Source organism: Streptomyces sp. YGL11-2, from assembly GCF_050054615.1.
Lineage (GTDB): Bacteria > Actinomycetota > Actinomycetes > Streptomycetales > Streptomycetaceae > Streptomyces.
The window spans coordinates 94,827-108,128 of record NZ_JBNHIN010000020.1; the positions used below are offsets into that span (position 1 = coordinate 94,827).

Annotated in this window: 13 protein-coding genes; 4 read left to right on the plus strand and 9 right to left on the minus strand. The window is 74.0% G+C overall.

What is annotated here, in order from left to right; translation table 11 throughout:
- Positions 1–10: 10 nt before the first annotated feature.
- Together ACO1BR_RS23075 and ACO1BR_RS23080 are read right to left on the minus strand one after the other, a co-directional pair.
- Positions 11–1,597, minus strand: coding sequence for an ABC transporter substrate-binding protein (locus tag ACO1BR_RS23075; protein ID WP_426796977.1), 1,587 nt, complete (start codon positions 1,595–1,597; stop codon positions 11–13).
- Positions 1,598–1,728: 131 nt separating this feature from the next.
- A complete protein-coding gene (locus tag ACO1BR_RS23080) occupies positions 1,729–2,955 on the minus strand; it encodes a S1 family peptidase (protein WP_426796978.1) in 1,227 nt (408 codons plus the stop codon).
- Positions 2,956–3,067: 112 nt separating this feature from the next.
- Here ACO1BR_RS23080 and ACO1BR_RS23085 point away from each other — a divergent pair, with 112 nt between their 5' ends.
- The gene (locus tag ACO1BR_RS23085; RefSeq protein WP_426796979.1) at positions 3,068–3,589 is read left to right on the plus strand and encodes a cell wall hydrolase; all 522 of its coding nucleotides are present in this window, start codon (positions 3,068–3,070) and stop codon (positions 3,587–3,589) included.
- 69 nt (positions 3,590–3,658) lie between these two features.
- Here ACO1BR_RS23085 and ACO1BR_RS23090 read toward each other — a convergent pair whose 3' ends face one another.
- Positions 3,659–5,008, minus strand: a complete 1,350-nt coding sequence (locus ACO1BR_RS23090) for a hypothetical protein (protein WP_426796980.1) — start codon at positions 5,006–5,008, stop codon at positions 3,659–3,661.
- A 217-nt stretch (positions 5,009–5,225) separates the two neighbouring features.
- Here ACO1BR_RS23090 and ACO1BR_RS23095 point away from each other — a divergent pair, with 217 nt between their 5' ends.
- Positions 5,226–5,786 (plus strand): hypothetical protein, encoded by a 561-nt coding sequence (locus tag ACO1BR_RS23095; RefSeq protein ID WP_426796981.1) that lies wholly within the window; start codon positions 5,226–5,228, stop codon positions 5,784–5,786.
- A gap of 115 nt (positions 5,787–5,901) precedes the next feature.
- On the opposite strand, the gene ACO1BR_RS23100 is transcribed toward ACO1BR_RS23095, so the two are convergent.
- The 3 genes from ACO1BR_RS23100 to ACO1BR_RS23110 are packed head-to-tail and all read right to left on the minus strand — an operon-like array spanning position 5,902 to position 9,286.
- Complete coding sequence (locus ACO1BR_RS23100) at positions 5,902–7,047, minus strand: acyl-CoA dehydrogenase family protein (RefSeq protein WP_426796982.1); 1,146 nt, start codon at positions 7,045–7,047, stop codon at positions 5,902–5,904.
- Positions 7,044–8,291, minus strand: a complete 1,248-nt coding sequence (locus ACO1BR_RS23105) for an acyl-CoA dehydrogenase family protein (RefSeq protein ID WP_426796983.1) — start codon at positions 8,289–8,291, stop codon at positions 7,044–7,046. Before ACO1BR_RS23105 ends, ACO1BR_RS23100 begins: the two co-directional genes overlap by 4 nt.
- The gene (locus ACO1BR_RS23110; protein ID WP_426796984.1) at positions 8,291–9,286 is read right to left on the minus strand and encodes an NADPH:quinone oxidoreductase family protein; all 996 of its coding nucleotides are present in this window, start codon (positions 9,284–9,286) and stop codon (positions 8,291–8,293) included. The genes ACO1BR_RS23105 and ACO1BR_RS23110 overlap by 1 nt, the downstream gene beginning before the upstream one ends.
- Positions 9,287–9,485: 199 nt before the next feature.
- On the opposite strand from ACO1BR_RS23110, the gene ACO1BR_RS23115 reads away from it, so the two are divergent.
- Positions 9,486–10,379 carry a helix-turn-helix transcriptional regulator gene (locus ACO1BR_RS23115; RefSeq protein ID WP_426796985.1) on the plus strand — a complete coding sequence of 298 codons (894 nt, stop codon included), beginning with the start codon at positions 9,486–9,488 and terminating at the stop codon, positions 10,377–10,379.
- Here ACO1BR_RS23115 and ACO1BR_RS23120 read toward each other — a convergent pair.
- The 3 genes from ACO1BR_RS23120 to ACO1BR_RS23130 form a co-directional block, all read right to left on the minus strand.
- Positions 10,317–10,649 carry a hypothetical protein gene (locus tag ACO1BR_RS23120; protein WP_426796986.1) on the minus strand — a complete coding sequence of 111 codons (333 nt, stop codon included), beginning with the start codon at positions 10,647–10,649 and terminating at the stop codon, positions 10,317–10,319. The two genes, ACO1BR_RS23115 and ACO1BR_RS23120, sit on opposite strands and share 63 nt — an antisense overlap.
- Positions 10,650–10,768: 119 nt before the next feature.
- Positions 10,769–11,251, minus strand: coding sequence for an LNS2 domain-containing protein (locus tag ACO1BR_RS23125; protein WP_426796987.1), 483 nt, complete (start codon positions 11,249–11,251; stop codon positions 10,769–10,771).
- 37 nt (positions 11,252–11,288) lie between these two features.
- Positions 11,289–11,951 (minus strand): winged helix-turn-helix transcriptional regulator, encoded by a 663-nt coding sequence (locus tag ACO1BR_RS23130; RefSeq protein ID WP_426796988.1) that lies wholly within the window; start codon positions 11,949–11,951, stop codon positions 11,289–11,291.
- Positions 11,952–12,063: 112 nt separating this feature from the next.
- On the opposite strand from ACO1BR_RS23130, the gene ACO1BR_RS23135 reads away from it, so the two are divergent.
- The gene (locus ACO1BR_RS23135) at positions 12,064–13,275 is read left to right on the plus strand and encodes a pyridoxal phosphate-dependent aminotransferase (protein ID WP_426796989.1); all 1,212 of its coding nucleotides are present in this window, start codon (positions 12,064–12,066) and stop codon (positions 13,273–13,275) included.
- Positions 13,276–13,302 lie beyond the last annotated feature (27 nt).

A 13,302-nucleotide genomic window follows, 5' to 3' on the forward strand; every position in this document is an offset into this window, starting at 1 on the left:
GACAGGGCGGTCACTTCGCGGGCTGCCAGTCCTCTGCGTTCCACCAGGGGCCGGAGGCCAGTCCGTGGTCGTGCGGCTCGACCTGGGTGGTCAGGCCCTGCCAGCGGTCGGCGATGACGTAGAGGTGGTCGACGTGGGTGAGGAAGACATAGGCGGGGTTGTCGGCCAGCCGCCGCTGGATGGTGTCGTAGGCGGCCTTGCGGGCGGCCGGGTCGTCGGTGCGGCGGGCCGCGACCAGCTGCTCGTCGACGGTGGCGTCGGCGTACCGCGACATGTTGTTGAAGCCGTCGCCGGCGAGCGAGGAGTGCAGCAGCAGGTACTGGTCGAAGTCGGGGTCGGCGGGGCTGCCGCCGCCGGCGAGCACCGCGTCCTGCTTCATGTGCGGTGCGATGGCCTCCCAGGTGCCGGACTCGACCCTGGCCTCGATGCCGGCCTTCCTGATGTCCGAGGCGAAGGCCAGCGCGTGCTCCTGGCGGAGCTTGTCGCCGGAGAGGTACCAGAGGGTGAAGGAGGCGCGGCGGCCGTCCTTCTCCCGGATGCCGTCGGGGCCCTTCGTCCAGCCCGCCTCGTCCAGGATGCGCCGCGCCTCGGCGAGGTCGTACGGGCGCTCGGTCCCCTTGGCGAACCACGGGCTGTCGGTGGGCACCGGCCCGTAAGCGGGCTTGCCGGCGCCGCTCAGGATGCCCTTGACCATGGCCCGGCGGTCCACCGCGAGGTCCAGTGCCCGGCGTACGGCGCGGTCGCCGGTGACCGGGTTGGCGCCGGGGAGGGTGACGTTGCGGTAGTCGAAGGTCCTGGCGGCGAGGGTGGTGCGACCCTTGTCGGCCGTGAAGGTGGCGGCGAGGTCGGGCGGCAGGACGGCGCCGTCGAGGTCGCCGGAGCGCAGCCGGGTGGCGCGGATGTCGTCGTCCTTGATGACCGCCAGGGTGAGGCGCTTCACCTTGGGCACCCCGCCCCAGTAGTGGGGGTTGGCGGTGAAGGTGAGCTTCTCGCCCTTGGACCAGTCGGTGAGGACGTACGGCCCGGTGCCGATCGGCCTGGTGGTGAAGGAGCCGGTGTTGACGTCCTGTTCGCCCGCGACGTGCCGGGGGGCGATGGGTAGCACGGTGCGCTCGGCGAACGGCGCGTAGGGGTACTTGAGATGGAAGACGACGGTCCGGTCGTCCTTCTTCTCGACCTTCTCGATGGCGTCCAGTTCGGCCTTGGAGGCGTTGTTGGTCTTCGCGTCGAGGATGGTGCGGTAGGTGAAGACCACGTCGTCGGCGGTGAAGGGCTTTCCGTCGCTGAACGTGACGCCCCGGCGGAGCGGGTAGGTGTAGGTCGTGCCGCCGTCGGTGACCTTGGGGAGGGCGGCGGCGAGGGCCGGCTTGAGCGCCATCCCGGCGTCGTGGGTGAGCAGTCCGTCGAAGATCTTGGAGTTGCCGTCCTTGCCGTAGCCCAGCAGCGGGCTGAGCGTCTCCGGTTCGTGGGCGATCCCGACGACGGCGGAGTCCGCGGCCCTGCCGGCGCCGTGGCCGTCGTCCGGTGCCGCGCAGGCCGTCGCCGCAAGCGCCATGGTGGCCGCGGCGACCGCTCCCCGTATGGACCGGGCCGTCATGCCCACACCCCTTTGAAGATCGACTGTTATTGCGCATTGCTCGCAATTGAGCAGCTGCCATTAAACAGTACGTAAAGGCATGGTCATGAATCGGTCCGGGGCGACTGCCCGGGGATGCCCCGGGCCGGGTTTCACGGGGTGCCGGTCACCAGCCGCAGATCCCACTTCTCCAGCGCTTCCTGGATCGGCTGGAAGATGGTGACGGTGTCCCCGCCGGTCTTGCAGGTCGCGGCACCGCCGCCGGAGTGCACCCCTACGGCCTTCGGGGCGCCGGGCTGGGAGACGTACGATCCGCCCGAATCCCCGGCCGCCGAGCAGGCGTTGGTGAAGGACAGCCCGTTGACGACGGCGGTGCCGTAGTCCACCGTCTGCCCGGTCCGGGTGACCTCGCCGCAGCGCCACCCGCTGGTCTGGCCCGAGTGGCAGACCGACGTCCCGACGATGCCCTCCTGGGAGCCGGTCACGGCGACGGGGCTGCCGCCCTGGCCCGCCACCGCCGAACTCAGCCGCCAGTCCGGCTGGTTGACCGTGACCAGCCCGAAGTCGCCGTCGCGCCCGTTGACGCTGTGCACCCCGCCCTCGTTCGAGATCCCCATCAGGCTGCCGTCCTTGCCGTACGCCGGCAGGTCGGGCTTGAGGGTGCAGTGACCCGCCGTCAGAAAGCCGCGGTAGCTGCCCGGACCGGTCACCGAGAAGCCGATGGAGCAGATGCCCTCGGTGCCCGGCATCCAGCGCTGGCCGCCGACGACCGTGCCGCTCTGCTGGCGCGGCGCCTGGTCGCTGCGCTCGACGGTGACCGGGACCCGCGAACGGACGGCGACCTGCCGTACCGCGCTTTCGAAACCGGCGGTCCGCTTGGTCCGCGCCGCGCGGTCGACCCGGACCACGACCCCGTTGGCGCGCTCGTCCACGCCCCAGCCGGTGACGCCCGGTACGCCGCGGCCGGCCCGTTCCGCGATCTGCCGCACCACCCCGTTGAGCGTGGCCCGGCTGTGCCGGACGACCTTGGGCACCGCGCCCGCGGCCCGGACGCGGCGGACGTCGGCGGCGTTGGTCACCGCGACGACGAGCTTGCCGGTCTGCTTGTCGAACCACATCCCGGCGGGCGGCACGGCCAGCGCCCGGCGCACGGCGAGGGACGTGTGCTGCGCCTCGGCCTCCTGCGCGAGCCGGGTACGCGCCTGAGCCGGCGTCAGCCCCAGGTCTCGGCGCATCGCATCCAGCATGCCGCGCTGCGAGGGCTGGGGACTGGGGTCGGACTGGGGCAGGGCGTGTGCCGGACTGTGCGGTGCGACGGCCGCCAGCATGGCGACCACGGCCGCACTCCACAGAGCGGCCTTGCGAAAGCGGCGTTCCATCGGGGATCTCCTCGCGGTGTCGAGTACACGTCGGATCCGGCCGGGCTCAGGCCCCCAGACTCCTCGACCCCGCGACAGGCGGCACGGGAGAGAGCACCTGCATGATGGGGCGGTGCCCTCCGACGCCCGTCCCCAAGTCCCCTCCGTGCGCGGCCCGGTCGCCTTCGACACGCTGCCCGGGGCGCTGCGCAACGTCGCCTACTCGGGCGTCCGCCATCCGGGAGCGGCGCCACCTGAATGCCCGTCATACGCGGCGGACGGGACCTCCGCCCTCACCGGCGGCGCCAACTGCCAGCGCTACGCCTACGCCGTCCTGCGCCACTTCGGCCTGCTGGTCCCCCCGTTGCGCTCGGCCGAACTCTGGGCGGACCGGGACGCGACCCGGCCGGCCGACCCGCCGTGCCCGCTGGACCTGGTGCTCTTCGACGCCGGCCCGGTACCGGACCGGCCGGCGGGCTACGGCGCGCACGTGGGCGTCCACCTGGGACCCGACCAAGTGCTGCACCTGTGCCGGGAGGTGGGCCGGCCGGCCGTGTGGCACTACGGCGACTTCGCGGCCCGGCCGCGCTATGCGCGCTTCCTGGGAGCAAAGCGGGCGGTGCTGGCCAACTCCGTTACGGAGGAGGGCTGTTAGCGGGGGCCCTGCCGGGGCATACGAGGAGCCCGGCCCCTGGAGAGGAGCCGGGCCCGGGGCGGTACCGGGTCAGAAGTCGCCGCCGAAGCCTCCGTCGCCGCCGCCTCCGAAGCCGCCGTCACCACCGAACCCGCCGCTGAAGTCGTCGGGGTTGAAGTCGGCGCCGGTGACCTCGCCGCCGTCCGCGCCTTGATAGCCGCCGAAGTCGGCGCCGTAGGCGGACGTGGACGCCATCATGTGGCCGAGCACGGTGCCGGCCAGGAGGCCGGGGAGCAGCCCGCCGCCGAAGTAGCCGCCGGCCCAGGGGCCGTAGGCGGGGCCCGCGTCCCAGTAGGGGCGGTCGCCCTGTGGGGTGCGGACCGTGCGGGCCAGCGGCTCGCGGCCCTCGTCCAGGCGGGTCTTGTCCGCGGCGCAGACCGGGACGGTGCGCTCGGCGCCGCCGGACGGGGCCCAGGCCACGTCGACGGCGGACGGGCCGTGCCGCGGGTCGAAGAAGCACGGCGGCCGGCGCTCGGGCAGCGGCCTGCCCTCGCGGCGGGCGGCCAGCGTGGCGAGCGAGAAGCGGCCGTCCTCCAGCGCCTTGGTGACGGCCTGCACGTCACCGGGGTGCTCGGCCGCGGCCATCGCCGACTTGGCGTCCTCGTAGGCGTCCAGGGCGTGGGTGTAGTCGGCGCGCATCGCGTCGTCGGCGCCGGGCTCGCCGGGGTCGAAGTCGAGCCGGTCCAGCTCCTCGCCGAAGGCGGTGATGTCCTCGTCGACCACCACCCGCAGGTCTTCGAGGGCGGCGCGCTCCGCCTCGGCGCGCCGGCGGCGGTTGCGGCGGGCGATGGCGTAGGCACCGCCGCCGCCGATGACGATCAGCACGCCGATGCCGATCGCGGTACCGGTGTCGAAGCCGGTGCCGCCGGTGCCGCCCCATGAGGACGGGGCGTGGCCGCGCGCCTCGCCGACCGCCGTGCCGACGAAGCTGTCGAGGCGCTCGGCGACGGTCGGGTACGCGGAGCGGTTCACCGCGCCGACCAGGTTCTGGACGGCGCTGCGCGGCATGACGCGGGGGTCGGCGCCGGCGTTGAAGGCGTTGCCGAGTTCGACCGCGTAGACGCCGCTGATGCCGACCTTGGTGCGCAGGTCCCGGAGCAGCGTCCGGGGCTGGTAGTCGGAGGTGCGGGGCAGGACGGCGACGAAGACCGGCTTGCCGGAGTCCTTGATCTTCTTGGCGAGGGCGTCCGCCTGGCTGGCCGAAAACTGACCCGAGGCGCGGGGGTCCACGTAGACGGGCCCCTTGCGCAGCGCGGCCGCCGCCTCGTCCAGCCCACCTGCGGCATACGCGCCCGGTGCGGCCACCGCGGCCACCGCCAGCAGAGCGGCCAGCAGCAGGAGAACCGGTCCGATCAGCACACGCCGGGTTGCGGTCTTCATGGCTTCGACGCTACCCGAACCGCACTTTCAAGACACCCTCCGACGGTGACCGGCGGCACACCGGGAAGGGCCCGCCGGCGGCGCAGTATGCACGCTCTTTCCGGCCCTGTCGCGCGGGAGCTGCCCGGCCGGGTGGTCGCTCCGCGTGCCGTTTTTGATGATCAAGGTCACCGGGGATGTTCCGGCTCGTCCCTCCCCCGAGGATAAGGAGGACACGATGGGCAGGGCCGCCGAGATGGCCAACTCCCTCGCCATCACCGTCGCCGCCACCGCTGTCGGCTGCATACTGGTTCTCGATCTCGCCCCCTCGCACCACCCCGGCTTCCAGAAGACCCCGCTCCCGACGCCCGACCCCGCCAACGCCGCCCTCGTCGACGACACCGGCGCCGTCCGGGGCGGCTCGGCCGCCCGTGCCTCGACCACCGCGCTGGGTGCCATCGCCCGCGCCCCCGGGCGGCCCCGGACCGGACCGCAGCCGGCCGGGCGGATCCAGGTCACCACCCCCACCGGCCCGATCAGCCTGCGGGCGCACGGCAGCTTCCCGGTGGCCTGGACGAACACCACCGGTGCCGACGTGGACGTCTGGCTGAACGCGGCGGCGGGCCGCGGTCGCGCCCAGCGGGTGGCGCGGGTCTCCCCACGGGCCGGGTCCGCGGCGGCCGGCGAGGCGATCGTCACCCTGCCGCGGGTGCGGCCCGGCCCCGCGTACTCCGTGGAGGTGGTCGCCGGCGACGGAGCGGTCCATGCCTACAGCAAGCCGTTCTCCGTCACCGACTGAGTGCGCGGCCGGCCGGGCCGGGCCGCCAACCGGCGTGCGCCGCGGGCCCGTTGGATCCACCGCGGCGCCGGCCGGACCGGTGGCGACGCGGCGGATCCCGGAACCCGGACGCCGGCTACGGAGCGGCCAGGTCGACCAGTGCGGCCAGCGCGTCCCGGTGCCGCCCCGGCGTGCCGAGGGCGAGTTCATCGCTCTTGGCACGCTTGAGGAAGAGATGCGCCGGGTGCTCCCAGGTCATGCCGATGCCGCCGTGCAGCTGGATGCACTCCTCGGCGGCGTGCACCGCCACCGGCGCGCAGTACGCCTGGGCCACCGCGACCGCCACCGGGGCGTCGGAACTGCCGCTCGCCAGCGCGCCGGCGGCGTTGCGGGCGGCGGCGCGGGCCGAGCCGACCTCCAGCCACAGCGCGGCCATCCGGTGCTTGAGCGCCTGGAACGAGCCGACCGGGCGGCCGAACTGGGTGCGCTCGGCGGTGTGCCGCACCGTCTCGGTCAGGCACCACTCGGCGATCCCCAGCTGCTCCGAGGCGAGCAGGCCGGCCCCGGTGAGCAGCGCGCGGTCCACCGCGGCCCGGGCCCGGTCGCCGGTGGCCAGCAGGCGTCCGGGGGCCCGGTCGAAGGTGAGGTGCGCGAGGGGGCGGGTGAGGTCGAGCGGGGTGACGGCCTCGGCCCGTACGCCCGGCGCAGCGGCGTCGACCGCGTAGAGGGCCGGGCCGTCGGGCCCCTCGGCCGGCACGAGCAGCAGCCCGGCGCCCGCCGCGTCCGCGACCGAGCCGACCCGGCCGGTGAGCGCGCCGGCGGCGTCGGCCCGTACGGTCGGCGGGGCACTCCCGCCGGGCGCGGCCGGCAGCGGGACGGCCAGCGCGCCGGTGCCGCTGCCCTCGGCCAGCGCGGCCAGCGGCCCGGCGACCGCCTCCTGGGACGGGTCGCAGCCCAACAGCGCGCTGACCGCGACCACCGCACTGGTCAGATACGGCACCGGTGCGACCGCGCGGCCCAGCTCCTCCAGGACGACGGCGGCCTCGCGGGCGCTCGCGCCCTGCCCGCCGAGCTTCTCCGGGACCAGCAGCCCGGCGGTGCCGATGTCCACGGCGAGCGCCCGCCACAGCTCCGCGTCGTACGGCCGGCCGGACTCCACGCCGGCGAGCACGGTGGCCGGATCGCAGCGGTCGGCGAGCAGCGCGCGGACCGCGGCGCGCAGCGCCTCCTCCTCGTCGCTGTAGAGGAGGTCGGGATCCGGCATGTCGGTGGCGGTGGTCATCGGGGGAGGTCCTTCCACGCGACGTCCTTGTCGGTACGCGGCTCGGGCGGCAGGCCCAGCACGCGCTCGGCGACGATGTTGAGCAGCACTTCGGAGGTGCCCCCTTCGATGGAGTTCCCCTTGGCGCGCAGATAGCGGTAACCGGCCTCGCGGCCGGTGAAGTCGACGCCTTCGGGGCGGCGCAGCGTCCAGTCGTCGTAGGCCAGCCCGTCCTCGGCCAGGAACTCCACCTCCCAGCCGCTGATCTGCTGGGCGAGCCGGGCGAAGGCCAGTTTCATCCCGCTGCCCTCGGGGCCCGGCTGCCCCGTGGGGGCACCTCCCGCTCGAACGGAGTTGAGAGTGGGGGAGAGTTGCTGGCGCAGCCGCTCGCCGGTCAGCCGGGCGACCTCGGCCTCCACCCAGAGCGTCAGCAGCCGCCGGTGCAGGTCGTGGGTGCGCAGTTCGGGGCGGGCCCGCCAGTCGGCGGCGGCGACGCCGATCATGCTCCCCCTGCCTTCGGCGGGGGTGCCCCCACCCTCGCGGGGGGTGCGGACGCCGCCGATGGCGACCCGCTCGTTCATCAGCGTGGTCTGGGCGACCCGCCAGCCCTCGCCGACCTCGCCGAGCCGGTGCGCGTCCGGGATGCGCACGCCGGTCAGGAACACCTCGTTGAACTCGGCCTCGCCGGTGATCTGCCGCAGCGGGCGCACCTCGACGCCCGGGTCAGTCATGTCGCAGACGAAGTAGCTGATGCCGCGGTGCTTGGGCACGTCGGGGTCGGTGCGCGCGATCAGGATCGCCCAGCGCGCCAGATGCGCGCTGGAGGTCCACACCTTCTGCCCGTCGACGATCCAGTCCCCGCCGTCGTCGCGTACCGCCCGGGTCGCGAGCGCTGCCAGGTCGGAGCCGGCGCCGGGCTCGCTGAAGAGCTGGCACCACACCTCCTCGCCGGTCCACAGCGGGCGCAGGAACCGCCGCCGCTGCTCGTCGGTGCCGTAGCGCAGGATGGTGGGCGCGGCCATGCCGAGGCCGATGCCGATCCGGCCGGGGTCGTTCCCGGGGGCGCCGACGGCGTCGAGCTCCGCGTCGACGACGGCCTGGAGGGCGCGCGGCGCGTCCAGTCCGCCGAGCCCTTCGGGGAAGTGGACCCAGGCCAGCCCGGCGTCGAAACGGGCCCGCAGGAAGTCCAGCCGGTCCGTGCCCCCCGGAGGGTTGGCGGCCAGCAACTCGGCGGTGCGCCGACGCAGTTCGGCGGCGTCGGTCATCACGTCTCCTCCGTTCCGGGAACCACGACGAGGCGTCCGATGGAGTCGCCGCCGGCGACCCGCTGGACGGCCTCGGCTGCGCCCGACAGCGGCACCCGGCCGCCGATCAGCGGTGTGACCGCCCCCTGGGCGGCGAGCTTGGTGAGTTCGTCGTGGCAGGTGTCGACGGCGGCCGGGTCCTTGGTGTTGTAGAGGCCCCAGTGCAGGCCCAGGACGGAGTAGTTCTTGACCAGGGCGTGGTTGAGGGCGGGGGTGGGGATGGTGCCGCTGGCGAAGCCGACGACGACGATGCGGCCCTCGAAGGCGATGCACTTGACGGACTGCGCGTACGCGTCGCCGCCGACCGGGTCGTAGACCACGTCGGCGCCCCGCCCGCCGGTGGCCTCCTTCACCGCCGCGATGATGTCGTCACGGCGCCGGTCGAGCACCACATCGCAGCCCAACTCCCGGGCGGTACGCGCCTTTTCGGCGCCGCCGACGACGCCGATGACGCGCGCGCCGGCGGCCCTGCCCAGCTGCACGGCGGCGCTGCCGACCCCGCCGGCCGCGGCGTGCACCAGCAGCGTCTCGCCCGCCCGGATCCGGGCCCGGCGGTGCAGTCCGAACCAGCCGGTCTGGTAGCCGATGTGCAGTGCGGCGGCCTCGGCGTCGTCCAGTGCTTCGGGGGCAGGGCGCACCGTAGCCGCCTCGACCACCACGAACTCGGCGAAGCCGCCGTCGGGCAGCGGCGGCTGGGCCAGCACCCGCGCGCCGACCTCGCCGGCCGCCCCCTCGCCCGCGGCCAGCACCTCGCCGCAGATCTCCACGCCCGGGGTGAACGGCAGCGGCGGCCGGACCTGGTAGTGGCCGCGGCACAGCAGCGCGTCCGGGAAGTTCACATTGGCGGCCCGGACCCGTAGCAGCAGCTGCCCCGGTCCCGGTCGCGGATCCGGCACCTCCGAGAGCCGCATCACCTCCCGCGGCTCGCCGTTCGCGTGTACGCGCCATGCCTTCACCTGATGCCTCCACAGACCTCGGTCACTCGGCTGGTGCGGGGCCGCAGCGGACCCTCGCCATGGGCATACTAAGCGGTCGGTATCCCTGACGGAACAGTCCCGGCCGACCCGCCGCGCGGGTTCCGCCGACCGCCCGCCCCGCGAGCCTGGCACTGACAGGGACAGGCTGCCCGCCGGCCGGTGGCGGAGACTGGCCGGTATGGACGCACCCGCCACCGGCCCCACCGAACTGGGGGACTTTCTCCGCACCCGCCGCGCCCGGCTCCAGCCCGAGGACGTCGGCCTGGTCTCCTACGGGGCGCGCCGCCGGGTCCCCGGCCTGCGGCGCGAGGAACTCGCCCAGCTGGCCGGCGTCAGCGTGGCCTACTACACCCGCCTCGAACAGGGCCAGAGCCACCACGCCTCCGAGGGGGTGCTCGACGCGCTGGCCCGCGCGCTCCGGCTGAGCCCCGACGAGCGCGCCCATCTGCACCAGCTGTCCCGCCCGGCGCGGACCCGCCGCCGCCCCGCGGTCCGCCACGACAAGGCCCGGCCCGGTGTCCGGCAGCTGCTCTCCGCCCTCGACGGCGTCCCCGCCGTGGCCCTCGGCCCCCGCTTCGAGGTACTGACCTGGAACCGCCTCGGCCACGCGCTGCTCGCCGGCCACCTCTGCTTCGACAGCCCCACCCGCCCCCTGGACCGCCCCAACACCCAGCGGCTGTTCTTCCTCGACCCGCACACCCGCGAGCTCTACCCGGAACGCGAGCAGGAGGCCCGCCGCGCCGTCGCGTCCCTGCGGGTGGCCGCAGGACGATTCCCCGACGACCCGCAACTGACGGAGCTCATCGGCGAGTTGTCCATGAAGAGCACCGAGTTCAGCGCACTGTGGTCGCGCCATGCCGTCAGCAACTGCACCTTCGGCACCAAGCACTTCCACCATCCGCTGGTCGGCGCACTGACACTGGACTTCGAGATGATGCACACCCCGGACGGCTCCGGCCAGGGCTTGCTGATGTACACCGCCGCGGAGGGTTCCCCGTCCGAGGCCGCGCTACGCCTGCTCGCCGCGGAACGCCGCCCAGACGCCCGGGTCCTCGAACCCGAGCGCCCATAGCCCGATCCCGCGCACCCCGTACTTCGCCAGCAGCGGCAGCTGGTCGCATACGCCCCGCGCGTTCTGGTACCAGACCCGGTGCTCCTCGCCGCCCCGCACGTAGCGGAAGTGCGGGGTGCCCGACACCGCGTCGAAGCAGTACGCGGCTCCCACCCGCCTGCGCAGCGCCTCGGCCTCGTGCCACGTCACATGCCCGGCCCGCCGGCCGCTGCCCGACACCCAGTCCCACCCGTAGCCGGGGAAGGCCAGCTCGATCCGGTACCGGGGCATGGTGGCCGTGGCGCCGCGCAGGACTGCGGCCGGACTCCTCGAAGTCGACCACCCGCACGCGGTGGCCGTCCCACAGGAGCGCCGGGCCGGGGCAAGCCCCCGGCAGCCCGGCCCTCGGGTCAGGTACGGCCGGACCGCTGCTGGGCGTCCCGGAGCGTCGTGGACTGGGGTGCCCAGCGGGCCCGGACGACCCGGAAGCCGGCCTTCTCGCAGGCGTCGCAGACCAGTTCGTCGTCGTCGACGACATGGCGTATCTCGCGGTGGCGGGCGATGCGGTGCAGGATGTCCAGCTTGGTCTGCCGGGCCGGGCGGCGGTCCTGGTCGGGGCGCATCCACAGCGTGCCGTCGGGCAGGCCGTGCCGGGCGAGCCAGCCGAGGGTGTCACGGCGGCAGCGTTCGGGGCGTCCGGTGAGGTAGACGACCTCACAGTCCTCGGCGTTGCGCAGGGCCAGGGCGACGCCTTCGGGGAGGGGCGGGTCCTCGGTGGCGGCGGCGAAGAAGGCGGTCCAGTCGCGCGGCCTGCGGCGCAGCAGGTGCTGCCGGTGGCCGCTGTCGGCGAGGGTGCCGTCGAGGTCGAAGACCGCCAGGGGGCGCGTCGTCATGAAGGGGTTGTCCTCCGGAGGGGGCAGGGGCGAGGGCTCAGGCGAGGGGCACGGGCTCCGGGCAGCCTTCGGGGTGGGTGAGCGTGATGCGGCCGGAGTCGATGGCCTGGGCGAGCGAGAGCCGATCGTACGCGAGGGCGGCGCAGGTCGCGGCGTCCAAGGCGAGGCGGACGTCGGGGAGTTCGGCGGGGCCGTCGGCGTAGGCGGGGGTGGCGGTCCCCCCTTCTCCGTCCGCGTCGCCGGGGCCGAGGGTGATGTGGAAGGCGCCCTCGTCGAGGGCGATGTCGATGACGCGTACCGCGCCGTCCGTGAAGTGCCGGGCCAGCCGCGCCATGAGCGGTACCGCGAACCAGTGGGCGCGGACCGCGTCGGTGGGGCGCTGCTCGCCGAGGGCGGGGGCGCCCCAGTCGGCGAGGGCGGTCAGGGCCGGGAGGAGGGCGCGCCCGCGCGGGGTGAGTTCGTAGACGTAGGCGGCACCGGGCGGCGGGAGGCGGCGGCGGGTGAGCAGGCCGTCGCGCTCCATGTCCTTGAGGCGGGAGGCGAGCATGTCGGTGCTGACGCCGGGCAGGTCGGCGTGCAGGTCCGTGTAGCGCCGGGAGCCGCCCAGGAGCTCCCGGACGATCAGCAGCGTCCAGCGGTCGCCGACGGCGTCCAGGGCTCGGGCGATGGCGCAGTACTGGTCATAGCTTCGGCGCGGCATGACACCAGGATAGACATGTGGTTGGATTTTCCAAGTTGGAAGTTGGGAAAACCAAGTACGGTGTCCACCACTGCCGCACCACGCGGCGGGCGAGAGACCGGGAGGCCGCCGCATGCAGTTCAAGCAGTCCAGCAAGATGGCCGACGTCTGCTACGAGATCCGCGGGCCGGTGATCGAGCACGCCAACGCGCTGGAGGAGGCGGGCCACAGCGTGCTGCGACTGAACACCGGCAACCCGGCGCTGTTCGGCTTCGAATGCCCCGAAGAGATCCTCCAGGACATGATGCGCAACCTCTCCCGCGCACACGGCTACACGGACTCCCGCGGCATCCTCCCGGCTCGGCGGGCGGTCGCCCAGCGCTATCAGGAGGCCGGGCTGCCGGACGTCGGCGTCGACGACGTCTATCTCGGCAACGGCGTCTCGGAGCTGGTCTCGATGGCCGTCCAGGCGCTGCTCGACGACGGCGACGAGGTGCTGATCCCGGCGCCGGACTTCCCCCTCTGGACGGCGGTCACCACCCTGGCCGGCGGCAAGGCGGTGCACTACCTCTGCGACGAGTCCGCCGACTGGCTGCCGGACCTCGACGACCTCGCCTCGAAGATCACCGACCGGACCCGGGCGATGGTCATCATCAACCCCAACAACCCGACGGGCGCCGTCTATCCGCGGGAGCTGCTGAAGGGCATGCTCGACCTGGCCCGCCGCCACCACCTGATGGTCTTCGCGGACGAGATCTACGACCGGATCCTGTACGACGACGAGGTCCACCACCACGCCGCGGTGCTCGCCCCCGACCTGGTGTGCCTGACCTTCAGCGGGCTGTCCAAGTCGTACCGGGTGGCCGGGTTCCGCTCCGGCTGGCTGGTCGTCTCCGGACCCAAGGAGCACGCCGCGGACTACCTGGAGGGGCTGGGCACCCTCGCGTCGATGCGGCTGTGCCCCAACGCCCCGGCGCAGTACGCGATCCAGGCGGCGCTCGGCGGCCGGCAGAGCATCCGGGACCTGGTGCTGCCCGGCGGCCGGCTGCGCGAGCAGCGCGACCGGGCCTGGGAGCGGCTGAACGAGATCCCGGGCGTCTCCTGCGTGAAGCCCAGGGGCGCGCTCTACGCGTTCCCGCGCCTGGACCCCGCCGTGCACAAGATCCACGACGACGAGAAGTTCGTGCTCGACCTGCTGCTGCGGGAGAAGATCCAGGTCGTCCAGGGCACCGGCTTCAGCTGGCCGCGCCCGGACCACTTCCGGATCCTCACCCTCCCGCACGCGGACGATCTCGACGCGGCGATCAGCCGGATCGGGCGCTTCCTGGCGGGGTACCGGCAGTAGCGGCGGGCGGGCGGCCGTCGCCCTCCC

Excerpts from the sequence above, each read along its gene's own strand:
- ACO1BR_RS23075 (WP_426796977.1), bottom strand. The coding sequence starts at position 1,597 with ATGACGGCCCGGTCCATACGGGGAGCGGTCGCCGCGGCCACCATGGCG.
- ACO1BR_RS23080 (WP_426796978.1), bottom strand. The coding sequence starts at position 2,955 with ATGGAACGCCGCTTTCGCAAGGCCGCTCTGTGGAGTGCGGCCGTGGTC.
- ACO1BR_RS23090 (WP_426796980.1), bottom strand. The coding sequence starts at position 5,008 with ATGAAGACCGCAACCCGGCGTGTGCTGATCGGACCGGTTCTCCTGCTG.
- ACO1BR_RS23095 (WP_426796981.1), top strand. The coding sequence starts at position 5,226 with ATGGGCAGGGCCGCCGAGATGGCCAACTCCCTCGCCATCACCGTCGCC.
- ACO1BR_RS23100 (WP_426796982.1), bottom strand. The coding sequence starts at position 7,047 with ATGACCACCGCCACCGACATGCCGGATCCCGACCTCCTCTACAGCGAC.
- ACO1BR_RS23105 (WP_426796983.1), bottom strand. The coding sequence starts at position 8,291 with ATGACCGACGCCGCCGAACTGCGTCGGCGCACCGCCGAGTTGCTGGCC.
- ACO1BR_RS23115 (WP_426796985.1), top strand. The coding sequence starts at position 9,486 with ATGGACGCACCCGCCACCGGCCCCACCGAACTGGGGGACTTTCTCCGC.
- ACO1BR_RS23120 (WP_426796986.1), bottom strand. The coding sequence starts at position 10,649 with ATGCCCCGGTACCGGATCGAGCTGGCCTTCCCCGGCTACGGGTGGGAC.
- ACO1BR_RS23125 (WP_426796987.1), bottom strand. The coding sequence starts at position 11,251 with ATGACGACGCGCCCCCTGGCGGTCTTCGACCTCGACGGCACCCTCGCC.
- ACO1BR_RS23130 (WP_426796988.1), bottom strand. The coding sequence starts at position 11,951 with ATGCCGCGCCGAAGCTATGACCAGTACTGCGCCATCGCCCGAGCCCTG.
- ACO1BR_RS23135 (WP_426796989.1), top strand. The coding sequence starts at position 12,064 with ATGCAGTTCAAGCAGTCCAGCAAGATGGCCGACGTCTGCTACGAGATC.